The organism is Singulisphaera sp. GP187 (assembly GCF_900129635.1).
In the GTDB taxonomy this organism is placed as follows: Bacteria; Planctomycetota; Planctomycetia; order Isosphaerales; family Isosphaeraceae; genus Singulisphaera.
This window is the reverse complement of the sequence record NZ_FSRB01000001.1, coordinates 22304-40111: the sequence shown is the minus strand read 5'-3', so window position 1 is coordinate 40111 and position 17808 is coordinate 22304. Positions and strand designations below refer to the sequence as shown.

12 protein-coding genes are annotated in these 17808 nt (G+C 60.8%); 7 read left to right on the top strand and 5 right to left on the bottom strand.

The annotated features are described in order from the left end of the window. Positions 1-297 precede the first annotated feature (297 nt). Positions 298-627, bottom strand: a complete 330-nt coding sequence (locus BUS42_RS00135; RefSeq protein WP_074304384.1) for an ArsR/SmtB family transcription factor — start codon at positions 625-627, stop codon at positions 298-300. 610 nt (positions 628-1237) lie between these two features. Here BUS42_RS00135 and BUS42_RS00125 point away from each other — a divergent pair. Together BUS42_RS00125 and BUS42_RS00120 are read left to right on the top strand one after the other, a co-directional pair. Further along, entirely contained in the window at positions 1238-2203 is a 966-nt protein-coding gene (locus BUS42_RS00125) for a hypothetical protein (RefSeq protein ID WP_074304382.1), read from the top strand. A 142-nt stretch (positions 2204-2345) separates the two neighbouring features. After that, positions 2346-3971, top strand: coding sequence for a tetratricopeptide repeat protein (locus BUS42_RS00120; protein WP_074304381.1), 1626 nt, complete (start codon positions 2346-2348; stop codon positions 3969-3971). 116 nt (positions 3972-4087) lie between these two features. On the opposite strand, the gene BUS42_RS00115 is transcribed toward BUS42_RS00120, so the two are convergent. The 3 genes from BUS42_RS00115 to BUS42_RS00105 all read right to left on the bottom strand — a co-directional run bounded on the left by BUS42_RS00115 (position 4088) and on the right by BUS42_RS00105 (position 7516). After that, a complete protein-coding gene (locus BUS42_RS00115) occupies positions 4088-4732 on the bottom strand; it encodes a sigma-70 family RNA polymerase sigma factor (protein WP_074310526.1) in 645 nt (214 codons plus the stop codon). 349 nt (positions 4733-5081) lie between these two features. Then, positions 5082-5543: a hypothetical protein gene (locus BUS42_RS00110; protein WP_074304380.1), complete on the bottom strand. Its 462-nt coding sequence runs from the start codon at positions 5541-5543 to the stop codon at positions 5082-5084. A gap of 533 nt (positions 5544-6076) precedes the next feature. Further along, on the bottom strand, positions 6077-7516 hold the full coding sequence (locus BUS42_RS00105; protein ID WP_074304379.1) for an FHA domain-containing protein: 1440 nt from the start codon (positions 7514-7516) through the stop codon (positions 6077-6079). 725 nt (positions 7517-8241) lie between these two features. Here BUS42_RS00105 and BUS42_RS00100 point away from each other — a divergent pair. Continuing rightward, complete coding sequence (locus BUS42_RS00100; protein ID WP_074304378.1) at positions 8242-8895, top strand: D-glycero-alpha-D-manno-heptose-1,7-bisphosphate 7-phosphatase; 654 nt, start codon at positions 8242-8244, stop codon at positions 8893-8895. 237 nt (positions 8896-9132) lie between these two features. Here BUS42_RS00100 and BUS42_RS00095 read toward each other — a convergent pair whose 3' ends face one another. Beyond that, positions 9133-10155, bottom strand: coding sequence for an NAD-dependent epimerase (locus BUS42_RS00095; protein WP_074304377.1), 1023 nt, complete (start codon positions 10153-10155; stop codon positions 9133-9135). Positions 10156-11292: 1137 nt separating this feature from the next. Here BUS42_RS00095 and BUS42_RS00090 point away from each other — a divergent pair. The 4 genes from BUS42_RS00090 to BUS42_RS00075 all read left to right on the top strand — a co-directional run bounded on the left by BUS42_RS00090 (position 11293) and on the right by BUS42_RS00075 (position 16873). After that, positions 11293-11922, top strand: a complete 630-nt coding sequence (locus BUS42_RS00090) for a transposase (RefSeq protein WP_083669997.1) — start codon at positions 11293-11295, stop codon at positions 11920-11922. 721 nt (positions 11923-12643) lie between these two features. Next, positions 12644-13711, top strand: coding sequence for an XrtA system polysaccharide deacetylase (locus BUS42_RS00085; RefSeq protein ID WP_254053215.1), 1068 nt, complete (start codon positions 12644-12646; stop codon positions 13709-13711). A 434-nt stretch (positions 13712-14145) separates the two neighbouring features. Then, a complete protein-coding gene (locus BUS42_RS00080) occupies positions 14146-14862 on the top strand; it encodes a hypothetical protein (protein ID WP_074304375.1) in 717 nt (238 codons plus the stop codon). Positions 14863-16066: 1204 nt separating this feature from the next. Beyond that, positions 16067-16873 (top strand): sugar transferase, encoded by an 807-nt coding sequence (locus BUS42_RS00075; RefSeq protein WP_074304374.1) that lies wholly within the window; start codon positions 16067-16069, stop codon positions 16871-16873. The last annotated feature ends 935 nt before the right edge of the window (positions 16874-17808 follow it).

The following is a 17808-nucleotide window of genomic DNA, read 5'->3' as shown; positions in this document are numbered from 1 at the left end:
GAAATCGATCGACCTGAGCGATCGTCGAGCCTTGCCGAGGTGTTGAAGTGAACCCAAGGGTGTGGGGAAGTCCGGCCGCCGAGGCAACCTGAGCATTGGGGTAAATCGACCGCGAGGGAGCACGGCCTACGCAAGCCGCTCAGTAACAAATCGACGTGCTCCTCAGGCGGCCCAATTCGAGCCCCGTGCTCGGACAAGCTGCCGCTCGTAGCGAGCGTCCATGCTCAAATCCGCGAACGGCTTCGCCCGAGTCCTGGGAATACCTAGAGAGCAGCATTACTTCACCCATCAACCCATTCAAGAGGTCATGGACCGAACGACTTTGGCCAGAATTTCACCGGTTTCGGTCAGGCTGTAGTAGTTATTCTTCCCCTGGCGGCGTGGAACGACGATTCCCCCGTGCCGCATCAAGGCAAGGTGGTGGCTGACGGCGGGTTGGCTCTGATTCAGGGATTCGCTCAGGTCGCCCACATGTCGCTCTCCCTCGGCGAGGAGCAAGATGACCTGAAGCCGGGTCGCATCGCTGACATGTTTCAGGAGAATCGAGGCGCGCTGGGCCCGTTTGAACCGCTGCTCGGCCTCTTTTTTGCCCCGGGCCACCGCGGCGGTGGAACGAGTCTTCGGCATCAGAACTTCCGCACGAGTATCAGTCGCTGCCATCGGAGGTGCCTCCCCATTCGTGGCCCGACCTCGGCGAGACCGCGGATACGTCTCCGCTTTAGCCCCATCTCGAAGGTTCAGGGCCAAACTCAAGGTCCCTTCCACGCAGTCGAAGCCAGGACACCGGGAATGGATCCCCGGAACCTTGGCCCCCCGACCTGACGTTGGCTCGCAGCGCACCGGCCGGAGTTTCCGCTCGCGTGAAACCTTAATCTATCATGACCTCGTCAGATAACACGATCATTTTTTTCAAGAGTCTATGAATTGCAACACCTTTATTACGCGTCTTTCCTGGCATATTCTAAGTTTTGCCAGCGCGTGGCCTGGGTCCGACTCGCAACCGGAGGGGTACTTCAGAGCCGCCAAGCCGGACAATTCGAGAACCGACAAAAAACTGTCAAGCTCCCATCCGAGCGAGCCGAGCCTGCCATAGATTGCAGAGATCATGGCTTTCCGGAACCTCTCCGCTCAACTCTTACGGTCGACTGTTCCGATCATAACGGCAGGATTTGCTCGCTGCGTGACTCCCGACGTTCCAGCGGGCTCGCGCATCAAGGTCGACGTCAGGAGCCGTTTCATGGGAGCGACAGTGCCCCGTCACGCCTTGATTTTTCGAGTGCACCGGCTTGCCCTGGCCGGAACGACGGGAGCCTGGCTCATGGCCGGGATGCTCGGGACCGGATCGGCCCGAGCCGGGGAACCTGTCGGAGCACGCCCAAAGCGTACCGAGGCGAACGCGTCCGCACCGGTCCCCACGGCCCGCGGAGCGCATCAGGCCTATCGCTTTTTTCCCGGTGACCGACGCGCCACCCCGCTCCCGGAGGCGACGGGCGCACGAGCCAACGCCACGCCCACCTCCTCCCGTCCCGCTGTCCAGCCCGGTCGCTCCTACCTCTTCTTCAGTCCCCAAAAAACGAGCGGCCCCAAAACGTCGGCACCCGCGGCCAGACCAGCCCCTTCGGTTCCGAAATCGCCGATCGTGAGCGCCAAGGTCGCCGACGAAGAAGGCCTCTCTCTTGCGCCGAGCCGACCGAGCCTGATCTTCTTCTCGCCAAAGCGCGTGGAGGCGAATTCGGGACCTTCACCCGTACTTGTAACGAATCTTAAAACGCGGACCGAGGGCCGCAATTTGACCGCGCTGGCGTCGATGGAACGAGTCCCGGTGCGACTGCCCGGCCCCCCGACGCGGCGACCACCGCCTTATCTCATCTTCCAGCCGAAGCAAGTCCGCGACCGGCTCTCCCCAGCCCCAAGCGCAGCCCCGAGAGCCCGTGGAACGCCCCCCTCGGTCACCACGCCGCCGATCCGGGACGTGACCACGATGGTCCCCAAGCCTGGTTCTCGGTGGTTTGCCGACCTGTCTCCGCTCCCGGCATCCGCGGGAAAACTCGCCCCCACAATCATGGTCTGGCCTCCCTCCCAACTGAGCGGAACACCCGGCACGATCTTCCAGGACGCGTCGGGGGGCGGCGGTTCCCGTCAACCGCTGCGCAGGAGAGCAACACCAGGCACCACGGGGATCGCCATGGATCTCTCCCCTTGATTGCGATTTTCGGAGGTCTGGAACCAAGTCACAGCCCAGTAATGAGCATAGGATTGGGTCGGTAGCGGTCCCCATGGAACGCAACCGATCCCGAATCCGCTCGAGACAACAGACCATACAGGCCAATGACTCCGAGGCGAATATGTACAGGTTGATGGGAATTCTGTTGGTGGTTCTCTGGCCGGCCCTGTCACTCGGGGGTGAGCGGACGACCGAAGGGACGGCCGCGATCTTGATCCCCGACCCGGATTACGTGCCGAAGGTCGGCGATCGCGCGGTGCTTTACTCGCTCGATACCGAGAAGTTCCCGGCCGATCTCTGGTGTGCCACGACGAGTCAGGACTGCCGCAACTTCATCAAGAACCTGTTTGCCACGGAGGGTGATGAGGCCAAAAAGGCCAACGATCCCGCCACCGACGCGACAATCGTCCACCTGGCCCTGAGAACCGACGTTCAACTGCTGTCCGTCGAGACCGTCGAGATTGAGGGGGCCAAGGAGGAACCCCCCTTAAAATGCACCTACTTCGCGATCCGAGTGCTTTCCGGACCATTCCAGGGGCAGACCCTCTACACCCTCAACTTCCATATCACCCGCCTGATCGCACCGCAGGCGTCCCTTGCCCTTGAAGCCGCACCTGAGACCGGAGCCCTCGAAATTCCCGACTCCGCTCCCGCACCGGCCCAGATCGCGCTCGAAACCACGAACGCTCCCAAAACGGATGGAGCTAAGGCCCAGCTCCCGGAACCCCCAGCTCCCACTCCCGCGCCGACTCGCATCGAGCTGGAAAGCCCGGACATTCCTGCCACGTATCAAGCAGAGTCCAAGCCCATTGAGCCCTCCGCTCCCGTTCCCGCTCCCTTGCCGACCCGAATCGAGCTGGAAACTCCGGACGCTCCCCCCGAGCCCAACCGTGACACGCCGGGCGCGGCGGCCGTTGCTCCGGCGCCACTCTCCGAGGCGTCGTCACCACCTGAACCGGTGGGGCTCGAGCCGGCGGCTCCCGTCCAGGATGCCCCCACACCCTTACCGGCCGCCGCCCCGGCGCCGACACCACGGGCCGACGTCACGCCGGAGGAGAGTGCCAAGCCAGTGGTATCGACCGGCCCGTCCCGAGCAGCGGCCAGCACCTCCCCCGCTCCTCGGCCAGAGAGCCAGGTGAAGGAGACGCTCGTCTCGAACTCGTCCGAGAGTCCGGCGAATCTCGATCCGCCCGCTCCACTCGCGCTTCCGCTGGCGCCCTTGCCCGAGTCCAAGCCCAAGCGTGAATCCCCCGATCTCAGGTCCGAGATCCCGACGCACCGGCCCCCCGCGATCTCATCGCCCGCCGCGCAAGCGACCGGCAGTCGGCCCCAGGGCACCCTGCAAACACTGCCGAAGCAAGCGCGGGCACTGGTCTCGGCTCCGGTGAAACCACTCTCCGCGCTGGAGATGCTCACCGCGGCCCGCGAGCGGGATACGGCCGGCAAAGCGATCGAAGCCCTGGTCGCGTATCGGGTGCTCGAGCGTACGCATCCGGGATCGCCGCAAGCCCGAATCGCCGTCGAGCGAATCCAAGGGCTGACCGAACGGCTGGAAGTCGACGGCCAAGAGGTTCGCGCGGCCCTGGTGATGAAGCAAGCGCGCGCCATCGAAGCATCGGGAAACCGAAGCCTGGCGTTGGGCTACTTCCAGCAGATCGTGAAGGTCTATCCGAAAACCCCCACGGCTCGACTCGCGGCCGAGAGAATCAAGACCATCGGGACGAGCCGTCCCACCGTTGTGCGTTGACCCGGTTCCACATCGAACCGATTTCAGGACAAGGCCGGTCGGGCCGCTTCCCGGCCCTCGCTTCCACGGGGGCCGATCGGACCGGTCCGTCGGCCCGCTCTTGGCCAGCCGGGCCTCTATCCGACCATTGAAGAGAAGTCGATTTGTTCCCGCACGCGTGCGACCGCCTTCCGCAAGGCCTTCCGCGCGGCGACCGGCGAGTACCCAAGCCTTCGTCCCATCTCCTCGAAGGTGCACTGCTCCCGGAACCTCATCACCAGCAACTGGCGATCCCGATCCGAGAGTCGCGTCAGAGCCCGTTGGATCTCCTCGCCCAATTCCTGCTTCATCACCACCGAACTCGGCGAGGAACCGGGGAGGACCAGGCCTCCATCATCGACCCCTGCCGCCTTCACCTGGTCGAGGGAAACCTCCACGCTGAGGTTGCGCTTGATGGTTTTCCGATAGGTCCGAACCAGCAATTTCAGGTTGTTGAGGAAGATTTGCCGTAACCACGACTGCCATTCGGAGCCCGTCCGGCCGGTGAACTTGCCGAAGTCGCGCGCTGCCTCGAGAAACGTTTCCTGCACCAAATCCGAAACGTCCCCCTTGGGACGAAGGTCGGGGGCCAACTCATTGGTGGCGATTCGAACCAGATACGGCCGGTAGGCTTCGAGCGCGTTCCCCAAAGAATTCGGAGCGCCGCCCCGGGCATCCTCGATCAAGGTCTCAACGGGGAGATCAATCATCACCTTGATTTCGTATGTCTTCTCGTTGCGCATCACGCCTCCCGAGTGCCGCCCGACCTGGATGACCAAAGATTCCCCGATCAGCGCGAATCTGAAACCCGCGAACTCCGGAACGCCCAATTCTTACTGATCGAAATCCCCCCCCAACCCTGGGAGAATCCTTTACAATTCTTAATCCTACAAGACGCTCACAGCGTGATGAAGTCAACGGAATTCTTCATCGAACCCCAGAGGCGAGCGACGCGAGCGGCGACGCAAATCGAGCCGGCACCGAGTCCCGGCACAACCAAATCGTGATTCAGAAAACAAAAGCGGGGATGATATGGCAATCAAGCCACACCATCCCCACTCGGAACTCCAGTCCCATTCGCTGAACTCAAGCTCAGAAGATACCAAGGACCCGGAAGATCGGCAGTCGCTGCAAGAAGTTATTGGCGGCGACCGGGGTGTAGGGTGTGCCTACCGGAGGCGTGAAGAAGACGCCACCCGCAACGCTGCTGATCTTCAAGAGCGCCCGTTCGCGGAAAACTTCCAAGGCGAAGGCACGACGCGCGTTCGCGTTGGCCGAGTTGGGATCGGCCCGCAAGCTCGCCGGGATCCGGGGATTGGGATTACTGAAATAGTTCCGCAGGAACTGATTCACCTGCCTCTGGTTGAGCGGCAGGGGAACCGACCCAAATCCCAAGTCGGGGCTCAGGCTCGCGGTCTGGCGGGCGCTCACCATCGCGTGAAGCGCCTGGTTCTTTGCGTGGGGACGAGTCTTCGCCTCGGCGAAGGTGGGAGATAGGATCGACCACCCTCCAACGAGGACAGCCAAGCTCAAGACTTTGCGAGAAACAGTCATCGGCAGCCTCCTACAGAAAGTGATCGTTACGTCAAGCCGGATTGAGTCGCACCGTGATCTGGTATCACGGCATCATGTTTATCGTCGAACCCAAGACGAGAATCAAGCCCCTTGTTTGCTTGTCGCTCCGGCCTTCCCTGAAAGACTCCAACAAAAAACAATCGTCAAGGTCGCGGCAGTCCGGCAATTCTTCACAACCTACCAACACTGACCGAACCCTCCCAACCTTCCACGACTTAAAAAGTTTACGCTCTCCCAATGGCTTGTCAAGTCACTCAGACCGGTTTTTCCAGGGTCTTTTCGGAACAACCCCGAAATATTACGCCCGCGATGATTTTGGTTCATTCCGATTCCGGCGAATTATTTCCCTGGCGAATCATCCAATGCCCATCGGAATCGACCTTGGCAAGAGCCGTCAACCGAATCAAAAAGTGCCGAAGCGGGATGATGTCTTTCGAGGACATTGGGATGGATAAATCGGACGTCGGAGGAACACAACTGACCCTCGGGAGAGACGATTCAATCAATCCGGCTCAACCGAGCGGAGCTTGTTTGAGCGGTCCCCGCCCCGGTTCCTGGTCCCGCGCGGTTCCGGTGAGCACTCGGAGAATCCGGGCCCAGTGCCCTTCCTGATTTCGCTCGTAGGAAGCGAGGAAATGGCTGGCGATCGCCAGGCACTCCTTGGGATCACGAGGCCCACTGCCGGCCACATCGCCTCGGTTCGGTTCTCGCATGACTGTATCTTCGTTTCGGGCGGCTTCCGTCGCCGGTTCGGGACAAACGGGTTCGGCAGACACCGCCTCTGCAACCGACGCCGGCACGGACGACGCCCTGGGATCGGCGATCGGGGCAAGCGCTGCGACCGGGCGTTGACCGATCTCCACGCGCAAGGCGTGCATCTCCTCGGCGAGCCGACGGATTTCCGTCAGTTCATCCTTGACCAAACTCATGTGATCCCGATGCATGGCACCAAGCATCTGCGCCAACATCATCATCGCCTGCTGGGAGGGATCGAGCCCCGGCTCCGGCGGATTCCAAGCGGGGCGGAGCGCCGACTCGTCGCCGGCGAGATTCGCCAACCAGGTTGATGCCGGAGCGACCGGTGACTCCGCTGCCGTGGAAGCCGCCAAGAGCACTTGACGCCCCTCGGAATTGGCACTTTGCGGGATCAGGGGTGTCGTTACGGGTGCCGGTGCCGGCACTGGCGCTGTTGCGGATTGAGGCGCATCAGACCGGCGGGGCGGAGCGGGTGCCATGGTCCCGCGACAGAGCCGAAGCGTGAACGATCCCAACTGGCAGACCGATCCCTCTTCGAGCCGCGCGGCACGCACGTGCGCCCCATCGACCACGATCCCCTCGCGGGAGAGCAGATCGACAATCCAGACACCCAAGGGGGTCCGGATCATGGCGGCATGATATTTCGAGACCGACGGGTTCATCAGGCGAACCTGGCAGGCGGTTGAGCGTCCGATCAGGGCGAGGGCTCGGCTCATCCGCCAGCCATAGGTGTGCCCCGCGACTCCGTCGATCTCCAGGGCCGCCGACGGCAGTTGCCGCGCATACTGGGTCGAGAGGGGATGCAATTGTGGCCCGCGCCCCCCGTCGCCGCCACGTTCGACTCCCGCCGCCTGCCCCTGAAGCCGTAACGTGACCGGACCAATTTGAAGCCGATTCGCCGGGGTGACCCAACCAAACCGCTGAGGCGTTCCATCAAGGAGTACGCCGCCTAGGCTGTCGAGGTCGATCGAGACGACTCGGCCCCCGATCACCTGTAAATAGCAATGCCGTGAGTTCACCAGGTCGCGGTCGAGCTGCAGGTCGGAGTCGGCACTGCGACCGATGACCAGGAAGGGCTGATCGAAGGGACGTTGCGTCCCGAAACTCCCGTCATCCTCGAGGATATTCAGGCGCAATGATCCCACGCCGCACGACTCGGAAAAGGTCGATAGGGTCTCGATCGAGGTCGGGTTCACCAACTCCTCCTGGCGACAGCCGCGCCTGCCCTTACCTTTAGGCCTACCGAGGAAATCGCCTGGGACGCTCCCCTCTGAACCGATCGGATCTCAAGGACCCGAAAACGCCCCTGCGGACGATCCATTGTAACGCGTAAAACCTCACGAACGTGTCAACGAGAACGACTCCTTCGAAAGAATTGACGGATCCGACGACACTTTCGCCCCACTCTGCGCATCCGGTCCCCGCAAAAAAAGGGACCCCTTGCCCCGAAAGGGCCGATCGCGTGCACGGGACCAGCGACATCCGCCAGAAAAGCACGCAGAAGCCAGGATCCGCGACTGCGGGCTCGCTCCCTCATCAAGCGGGCCGAGCGATCGTGAGCAAGAAACCAGACGCGCGCCGGAAAAGAATCACGCCAAGGCAACCTCTAAACAGGAGCATTCCTAACGATCGAGTTTTACAGAAGCCCTCGGGAATCGCAACGCCTCGCCCCCCACCGAGGTTCGCCGGATGGGCACGGCCCACCCGACTCCTCGGGTTTCGGGTCGAACGAGCCAGGGTGCGGCGAGGGAACGCAAACCCGCTCGCTCTTTACCGCTCAGGAAAACGGATGGTAGGATCGCGCTTTGGGTTCGGCATCGAAACCACGACCAGCCGACGATCCCACGCGGTTTCGCTCGAGTGGCCCGAACCGTGACCAGCAAACGGCGATTGCCAAGGGTGATAAAATGGAGATTCTTTGGTGACCGGCGAGCTCGAGCCTCAGTCCTCACACAATCCGTCGTGGCGGTCCTCCTCGCGATTCGAGCGTCCCTCGGTTCCGGGGGGGCAACCCGCCGTCTTCCTCGACCGCGACGGAACGATTATCGAACACGTCCACTACCTCTCCGACGTCCTACAAGTCCGCCTCCTGCCTGGTGCGGCACAGGCGATCGAGCGGCTCCGGGCCGCCGGCTACGCATGCGTGGTGGTCACGAACCAGTCGGCGATCGGCCGGGGAATGATCACCGAGGCGCAGCTCGGCTTGATCCACGACGAGATGAATCGGCAACTCGCCGCCGCGGGAACCGCCGTGGACGCCATCGAATTCTGCCCCGCGACTCCCGGCAGCGCCGACCGGAGCCTGATCGAACACATCGATCGCAAGCCAGGCCCCGGCATGCTCTTCCGCGCTACCGCCGCGCTCGGGCTCGACCTGGACGCTTCATGGATGATTGGGGATATGCTCAGCGATGTCCTGGCTGGGGTCAACGCCGGATGCCGCGGCAGTATCCTCGTGCAAACGGGCAAGGGCCTCGACCAAGCGGAAAAGGAAAACGAAACGGTCGCCGCCTACCATGTCACGGAGGATCTGACTACCGCTGCCGACTTGATCCTCAACTCCGACGCCCCCTAAAAACCAACAACCTCCGAACCCCTGGTGCCTCCCCCCCCGACTCGGCCTGTTCGGTGCCCTCCGAGCAGCGAGGTGGACAATCGGAGCGCAAAGCCAAGCAGGCCGTTGCGTTCTCAATCCAGGCGTGAGATTCCTTCTCATCGCACCACCTCCTGGAAATCGAAACTTCGCTCGCCCGTAAAGGCGAGCGAAATCTTCTGGCCCAACCCTGGAACCCCACGGTCAACGGGCCGGGCGTCAGAGACCATGATACTCCCGATACCAGGCCACGAACCGCTCAACCCCGACTTCCAGGGGGGTGGCGGGCCGAAAGCCCACGTCGCGGATCAGGTCATCGACGTCCGCATAGGTCGACGGCACGTCGCCAGGCTGCATCGGCGCGAATTGTTTCACCGCCTCACGGCCGATCGTGCGTTCCAGAATCGTCACGAGGTCCAACAACTCCACGGGTTGGTTGTTGCCGATATTGTAGATCCGATAAGGGGCGGAGCTCGACCCCGGATCGGGCGACTCCGCCGACCACGTCGGGTCCGGCCCCGGCACGTGGTCGAGCAACCGCACGATCCCCTCCACAATGTCATCAACGTAGGTGAAGTCGCGTCTCATCCTGCCGTCGTTGAACAGGGTGATCGGTTCACCGGCGAGGATCGCCTTCGTGAAGATGGACGTCGCCATGTCGGGCCGTCCCCAGGGCCCGTAGACCGTGAAAAACCGCAGGCCCGTGCAAGGAAGGCCGAACAGGTGGGCGTAGCTGTGGGCCATCACCTCGTTGGCCTTCTTGGTGGCCGCATAGAGCGACACCGGATGGTCGACGTTATCGTGGACCGAAAAGGGCACGCGCGTGTTCCCGCCATAAACCGAGCTCGACGAAGCATAGATCAGATGTTCAACACGCGCATGGCGACAACACTCAAGAATGTGAAGGAAACCGGTAATGTTACTTTCCGTATAAGCATGCGGATTGTTCAAGGAGTAGCGGACCCCCGCCTGGCCCGCGAGGTGGATCACGCGTCCGATCGAGTGCTGGGCAAAAAGCCGTTCCATCCCCGCACGATCGGCCAGATCGACCGCTTCGAATCGGAAGCCTGAAAAGCGATTCAATTGCGCCAGCCGCGCTTCCTTGAGCCGGACGTCATAGTAAGGATTCAGATTGTCGAGGGCGAGCACCTCCTCCCCATCCTTCAAGAGCCGGTGAGCCACGTGATAGCCGATAAAACCGGCCGCCCCAGTGACCAGCGTGATGCCTTGATTGGTTTGCAAGAATATGTCCCGACAAATAGTAATGATGGTTTTCGAACTTGAATCACTTGGGTTTTATTGGTGGAACCGGTCGCTCGATTTTCAGGAGAACCTGGTCTGGTTCCGATCCGAGTCGCCGCCCTTTTGAGGGATTCGCCGGAGCGCCTTTCGAGCCGAGGTCGCCGCGAGTGTCACGAGGCGACGAAGCAGTCACGGAACCGCAATCCTCGGTCGTGTCGCAACGAGGCCACGCTCGACCGATTCGATTCAGCAACCGCTCGCGACGGCCGAACCCCAGGGAGTTTACGTTTCCGTGTAGGGAACGATTGGAATATCAGTGCGCGACCACAGTGATTTCCTTGGTCCCGAAAAGCCTGTGATCGCAGGATCGCCCGATTTTGGAATGACCTACCGTCGTCACGCGGCTGGCGGGCGAGAACCTCCGATCAGAGGTACCGAGTTCCCTCCGATTTCGTTCCTCACATGGTTCTTTATCATCGACTCTGGACCCTGGAATTTCAACTGTTGCGGCAAGACCACATGCCGTCGAGTCAATGGGGTAGGGAACCGCTCGGGCTCGGACGAATACCGCCCCGCCCCCAACCGAGGGTATCACTCACATTAAGCTTCCCCACGGCTAAAGAGGAAATTGCAAATACGAAGTAAGGCTTTGACTTGAAAGGAGTTCGCGTCCGTGGTGCGCTGAAGGTAGGGGACTTTCTCACCGCCGATGCCAGGACCAGTGAACAGCGCGGACACTTTGGGCGGCCAAGGCGGCCCGAGGAGCCGAAGCAAGGCTCTGCCGGAGAAGGACTTCCGCGCCATCTACTGTCTACGCGACCACTGCTGAAACTGTCCGCGCTTGTCCACCCTCGCTGAGAAAGTCCCCAGGCAGGTGGCTAATCACTACCGGGAGGCGACCAGGGAACGCGAACTCTGGCCCCGATTGTACCACCTCAGTGATGAAGGCGGGGGAATCGTTTCGGTTGATCGACGTGACCTATCAACCTCACATTATCCTTCTGGTGTTGCTCTGGGCGCCACTGCACGACCGCCCCATGTGTTGGGCCTGCGATGAGCGGAATTGGTCGATGACCACCTTGCGACCGGCGACGATCCCCAGCGCCTCGACGCTCAGTCGTCGTCTTCGTCGGGTGGATACCGCGATGCTCATGCGAGATTTGGTGGCGCAACTGCGCCAGGAGCAAGACGTGCCGTTGCTTTACGATCGTCGATGGCAAGCCACTGCCCGTCGGCGGCGCGTCCGGTGCCCCGGAGGCCCGTTGCGGCCGAGGTGCAGGGATGTGGGCCAAAGGCTACAAGCTCTTCGCCATCTGGGGCAATCGCCCTGCCCCGGAGGCGTATCGCATCGATTCGATGAACACAAGTGAGGACGAGGTCGCCGCGGAGTTGGCGTCCGAGGACAGGGGCGGGGGCGACATGCGGGGCGATGACGAGTTCGACACCAACTCGGTGTACGACGCGGCCGGGACCGCGGGCTACCAGATCCTGGCCCCACGAGAAGATCCCGACGCGGGACTGGGGCATCACGACCAGAGTCCCTATCGGTTGCGGTGCATCGATCTGATGCGGACAAACTTTGGCCATGACCTCTATCATCTGCGCGGTGGGATTGAACGCACGTTCGCGAACCTTACCTCCTTCGGCGGTGGACTCGCCCCCCTGCCCGCCTGGGTGCGGCACGAGAACCGCGTAAGGATGTGGGTCAGCGCCAAGATCCTGATTAACGCGGAGCGAATCATGAGAAACAAACGACTTGCGGCATAAATGCAATTTCCTCTGAAGGGCGGGGACTCCTCGCTAGTTTCGTTGAGTGAGGCTGAGTACGCACCGAATCAACGGTCGGTCTCATTCCACCTGAGCTTGACGATCAGGCCCTGGACGTCGAGACCGGAATGATGGCCACCGCCAAACGTTGCTCCGTACCGCGCATGTCGCGCAGGGTAACGCGGAGATTGCAAGCCCGTTGTGTGCAGAATCAACAACGACCAATTTTCGAGGTCGTCACGGTTTTCGAAAAGGGTTTGCCGGCCACGAGAAACGCCAAGTCTGGCCATTGATCGCCAAGGCTGGCTTGGCGTTAACATCAACCTTGCACTTCTCAGCGTCATCGCACAAGAAGGCGCATGGCAACAGCCACGGATCATGCCAGCGATTCTGGCCATACCCTGCGGTCCCAGGCACAGGATTCCGCCTGTTTCTGGCAAACATTGACGACAACCACTCAACAGTCGGACAATTTTTAGCTTAAATCCGACTAATTAAGATTTCCGCAATATGTTCCCGTTCTTGAACGATGATGGAAAATCAGAACATCCTATGAGATTGCTTGCAGTCCTCATCGCACTTAGTAATATTGTGACTCCACTCGACTCTCCGCGAGGGACCTACTTCACTAGGAACCTGGAGTAGCCGTCGGTCCGATGCTGGACCCTTTTAAGCCTGAGATTAAAAACGCCCATGGACCCGACCTGGAGCCAGTCAGCGTATGCATACTCCTCTCAAATCCATATTGACCCACTCTTTTAATTCCGATAAAGCTGAAGGCGATGGTGCCCCTGTTCACGAGGCCTACCTCGATCGGTCCCTTGCCCATGGAGAGTCGGTCCTCGACGTACTGGACTCCGAGATCGATTCGCAGGACGTCTGGGATGACCGCCAGCGGCCCGGATCAGGATCGCAGGTTATCCTGAGCTTCGATGTCGAGGAGCATTTCCGGATCGAAGCGGCAGCAGGCCTGAAGCTGGCTCCTGGCTTGAAAGCGGCGTGCCGTGAACGGCTTGCACCCTCGACGCGGTGGATCCTCGATCAGTTGGAAGCTCACGACCAGAAGGCGACCTTCTTTATCCTCGGGCAGATTGCGCAGCTTGATCCCACGCTGGTTCGCGACATCCACGAGGCGGGGCACGAGGTGGCCAGCCACGGCTGGGACCATCGCCGTGTTCTCGAACTGAATCCCGCATCGTTCCGCGAGGACGTGCGAAAAAGCAAGGATGCTCTTGAGCAAGTCATCGGTGAGGCCGTGGTGGGCTATCGCGCCCCGACGTTCAGCATCGTACGGCGGACCGACTGGGCCCTCGACGTGCTGGCGGAACTCGGGATGCTCTATGACTCCTCGATCTACCCGGTGCGGCACGACCGCTATGGCGTCCCTCGCGCGCCTCGATCACCGTTTCTCGCCCGAGGGCGGGAGCGGCAGATCCTCGAGCTCCCCCCGGCGACACTGCGGCTCGGGGGTGTCAACGCCCCGATTGGCGGCGGAGGGTATTTCCGCTTGCTGCCCTTGTTCCTGATGGAATGGGGGCTCGCGCAGATACGCCGCGACGTCCGGCCAGCCGTTGCAATGCTTTACTTCCACCCTTGGGAGTTCGATCCGGGGCAACCGCGCCTGCCGCTTCAACGCGCAAGCCGATTTCGTACCTACGTGGGGATCTCACGGAGCCAGGCCCGCCTGGTCTCCCTGCTGTCGCGCTATCGATTTGCACGAGCAGTCGATGTCGCTTGTCGGCTCGACCGCCAAAAATACGAGCTTTCCGGGTACAGCGTGGCCGAGTGAGTGTCACGGATCTGCTTGGCAACCGTTCTTCTCATCCAGCCAACATGGCTAGAGAAGTTTACGATGGGCCGACGACTCGCCCCATCCGTCTCGTGACCACAGATGTTCATCAAGGAGGTGAACACGCGGCACAGGGCATCATTTGGTCTGGTGAATCGGCCCGCTCGTCCCTGAGAGGGGCTCCAGACGTAACCAATTTCGTTCATGCCCCTGAGGGCGGTGTCCAATCCGGCCGGGTGATTCCAAGTGATCCTGTTTCAGGAGCGATGGAAGGCCTATCAGGACGCCTCGAAGGGATTACACATGAGCGAGGCTAACGGAGTTGTGCATCCCATGGGTACAGCTCATCAATTCCATGAAGATGCAGGCGGGCATCGCCCATTCTCACGGCAATTTCTTCCTTCGTTCGGACCGACCATTCAGGAGTAAACTGCATGAGTAAGTTCACGTTAGTCATGGCCGCAGTAATCGGTGTTTTCGCCGGTACACACGCTGATGCGGGGATCACCCTCGGAATCGGTGGTTCCATGGGAGGGGGCTCCGCGGCGCAGATGGTGATCGACCATGGCGAGGTCAAATTCCTTGCTGACGGTGCCGGAAACCATTTTACCATCCAAACGGTGACCGGCGGCGTGGGAGCGGGCATTGGCTCGGCTTTCAATGCACGGGGCCAAATCGACGGAAGTTTCAAGTACACTTCGGTCACGCCGGGGCCTGGCCCGGGAGATGAGGTCGCGACCCTCCAGAACACCAGTGGGGGCATCAACACGCTGAGTTTTACGGATGTCGCCGGTAATACACTCACCGCCAACATCTCGGGAATCAACCTCACGAAAATCGGATCGACGGGCGGGATCAACTTCACCAGTACGATCAACCTCTCGGCGTTCTCGTACTCTGGCGCGGCAAACACGGACCTCCTCCGATTCAAAACCGAGGCAGAAGCCGGTGGTGGCTTTGCCACGTTCACCTTCCAGATCCTTCCCACCGGCAGCAGCCTGGAATCGTTGTTGACCTCGGTTGGGGAACCCGCGACGTTCTCAGGAACGCTGAAGACGGTCCCCGAGCCAGGGTCGATGGCACTCGCGTTCTCGGGTGTTGTGATGTTGGGATTGGGCTATTATCGCAAGCACCGACGCCCTCTGGCCTGATGTCCATTCTCGTTGTGCACACGGTCGCAGCCATCTGACCTCGACCTTCCGGGGTAGCCCGTAATGGGCTGCCCCGTAATCTGACAACCTTGGTCTTCGTCGCGGATTTGCCCCTTAAATCGCTCCTCGCAACGGGGAAAGTCAACGGGGCCTGTACATTCCGTTCGCTTCGCCGCCGAGTGGGTCGCCGTCGTCGTGGAATGGGTCTAATCCCAGAAGCCTCGCGACTTCGACCTCCTCCGTAGCCGCTGGTGCTGCTGATGCACCGGGAATTTGACATGGAGGTCTCTCGCGAGACCGTTCGTCGTTGGCTGCAACAGGGGGGGACTGGTCTACCGCCCAGAGTGCAATCCGATCGCGCGGGTGTGGTGGAATCTTCATGACCAGATCACCCGCAACCAACCGTGTCAGTCCATGGCGGAGCTGCTGGAACGGCCCTTCACCAGGCTCGGCAGCCGCAACCCATTCAAGGTCGAGAGCCGCTCGGCCGATCAGCAGGCCGCTTGAAATCCTTTCCCTGCTGAGTGGAGCGCTTTCGAACGGACGCGAACTTGCTCACAGTCCTCGGAAATCTGAGCAGCAACTCCCGCAAGTGAACGCAACCAACGTTTTCTTCCCAAGGCGTTTATCGCAACCTCAGGGGCACCGAGGCTTGGGCGACTTTGAAAGGCCGCTTGGCTCACCGATGTCGTTGACATCGCACGTCTTCGCACACCGACGGGTTGTTTGCTGTTTTATTTCCACATCGAGCGTTTTCGACTTCACCCCAATAGAGACTCTAATCATGATAGATTCAGAATCGTGCATGAGGTTTAGTTCTTGGAAATTGGCTGACAAAATGAAACTAGGTTTTCGCTTTCTTGGTGTCAAATGATTGCCCAGAAAATACCTGGTATCCGAGGTAAAACCGCCGCGGGCGATGCTTCGGTCCCCCGATCCGTCGCCCTTCATCATGCCTCAGCAATCGAGTTGCTCCCCCAAGCCTGCCATTCAAGCTCAAAGAGCGTCCAAGGGGGCAGTGGGTTCACGAAACTGAGATGAGATCCTCCGGTCCGAGACGACTCTCGGATCAGCGCGTGACGTGCTGAATGGAACTGGCCCGGACGCGTTGCTGTTTTCGGCGCCGTAATGCCGACGGTGTGATAACTCACACTTCTCATCAGCACCATGTGTGTGCTCGACATTAAGCTATCCGAGGAATGCCATGTTCCCTACTTCCCGGACTCTCGAGAACGGCCTCTCGTATCGCAGGCCGTTCCCTTCGGTGTCAACGGCGACATCGAGCTGGTATGCTCCTTGCAAGATGACACTCGACCTCAGCTTAGCTCTCCTTCTTCTGGCCGTGCTTGGTCCGTTGATTCTGATACTGATGGCGCTGGTTAAGCTTACCTCGCGTGGCCCTGCCCTCTACCAGCAAGTCAGGTTGGGTCTTGAGGGCCGCCCGTACACGATCATCAAGATCCGGACAATGGTCCAGGACTGCGAGCAGCTCTCGGGACCGCAATGGTCGAAGGCTGGCGATCCGCGGATAACCAGGCTGGGCCGATTCCTGCGGCGTTGCCACCTTGATGAGTTGCCTCAGCTCTGGAATGTGATCCGTGGCGAGATGAGCCTGGTCGGCCCACGTCCTGAGCGTCCCGTGTTCATCGACCAACTGGAAAAGCAGATTCCCAACTACCACGATCGGCTCCAGGTTCGCCCGGGGATCACCGGCCTGGCGCAGATCCAATTGCCGGCGGACTCAGACCTCGAAGGGGTCCGCCGCAAAGTGGCCTATGACCTCTGCTATCTTCAGCGGATGGGATTGTGGCTCGACCTGCGAATCCTGGTCGGGACGATCCTCAAGTCGGCGGGGGTCCCGTTCGACCTGACACGCCGTTTGCTGTGGCTTCCGTGCGCCCTCGCGGAAGAGATCGATCGACTCAGTCCGGACGAGTCGGACCGCGATCAGGATGAGGAGAGAGGACGGCACGTCGAGCCGGAACGAACGCCCCATTTGCAGACGATCTGACGCTCCGAATTCGCCGGACGACTCGAACGGGCGATGGCCCCCACGCTTTCGAATCGCGCCTCCAAGTTGATTGCGAGAGGCGCACGGGCGAACGGGTCGGTCTTCCGGCTCCGCGGCAATCCCAGGGGACGCTCCGCCGCTCGCGTCCGACCCGACCGTCCCGCGACGAGTCCACGAGCTCAGACGGCGAGGTTTCATCCGGCAGAGCTCGATTGGAGGCGGTGTCGCAGTCCCCGAACCGACCTCCTTCCATTGGACTTCTCAGGGTTGCAGCCGGTTTCGAGGTTTGTCGGCCGCTGCAACGACTTCGAATCGGCCACGCTGGTTTTGACCATAGCCCAGGGCTTGTTCCCTCTGGCAAAACACTTCGGCGAGCGTTGTCGGACGGCTGCTGGCGAACCATCTGGGAGATCTCGAAGCAAGCGACGTTAGCCAGAGTGTTCCGAACGAGACAAGGGACCCGTTCTCGGCTGTTCGCGAAACCGCAGTTCAAAGCAAGGGTTATCGAAGCAATCCTGGAAACGTTCTAATCCATAAGACTCCGAACAGATTAAACTTACGGAAAGTTTTCTCCTTGCAATATGTCGAGAAGAGCACCATAGTAACCCCTCGCAAGACGACGACACCTTCCGGCATACAGGTCGATGAAGACCGAAGCGGAGCAGGCTTTCATGCGCTGGCGGGTTGCTGGAACGCGGTTTGAGAGGGCGCTTGGCTCAACCGATGGAATCAGCGGGGCCCAGTGCGTTCGGCTCCTGACTCGCCCCCCCATTACGTGATCCCCGCGTGGCATCAACCTCGCCAAATGCTGAGCCGGGCGCGGTCTTCGCGTCCGTGAGTCACCCGAGCCGATGAACCACGTAATGAGCAGGTTCTCATAGAAAGTCGTGGTTTTTGCGGGCTGTTGATTTTGCGACACATTCGGGGTGAGAGCC

What these genes read in the sequence shown, in the direction of transcription:
- BUS42_RS00135 (WP_074304384.1), bottom strand. Translation starts at nt 627, where the DNA reads ATGCCGAAGACTCGTTCCACCGCCGCGGTGGCCCGGGGCAAAAAAGAG.
- BUS42_RS00125 (WP_074304382.1), top strand. Translation starts at nt 1,238, where the DNA reads ATGGGAGCGACAGTGCCCCGTCACGCCTTGATTTTTCGAGTGCACCGG.
- BUS42_RS00120 (WP_074304381.1), top strand. Translation starts at nt 2,346, where the DNA reads ATGTACAGGTTGATGGGAATTCTGTTGGTGGTTCTCTGGCCGGCCCTG.
- BUS42_RS00115 (WP_074310526.1), bottom strand. Translation starts at nt 4,732, where the DNA reads ATGCGCAACGAGAAGACATACGAAATCAAGGTGATGATTGATCTCCCC.
- BUS42_RS00110 (WP_074304380.1), bottom strand. Translation starts at nt 5,543, where the DNA reads ATGACTGTTTCTCGCAAAGTCTTGAGCTTGGCTGTCCTCGTTGGAGGG.
- BUS42_RS00085 (WP_254053215.1), top strand. Translation starts at nt 12,644, where the DNA reads ATGCATACTCCTCTCAAATCCATATTGACCCACTCTTTTAATTCCGAT.
- BUS42_RS00080 (WP_074304375.1), top strand. Translation starts at nt 14,146, where the DNA reads ATGAGTAAGTTCACGTTAGTCATGGCCGCAGTAATCGGTGTTTTCGCC.
- BUS42_RS00075 (WP_074304374.1), top strand. Translation starts at nt 16,067, where the DNA reads ATGTTCCCTACTTCCCGGACTCTCGAGAACGGCCTCTCGTATCGCAGG.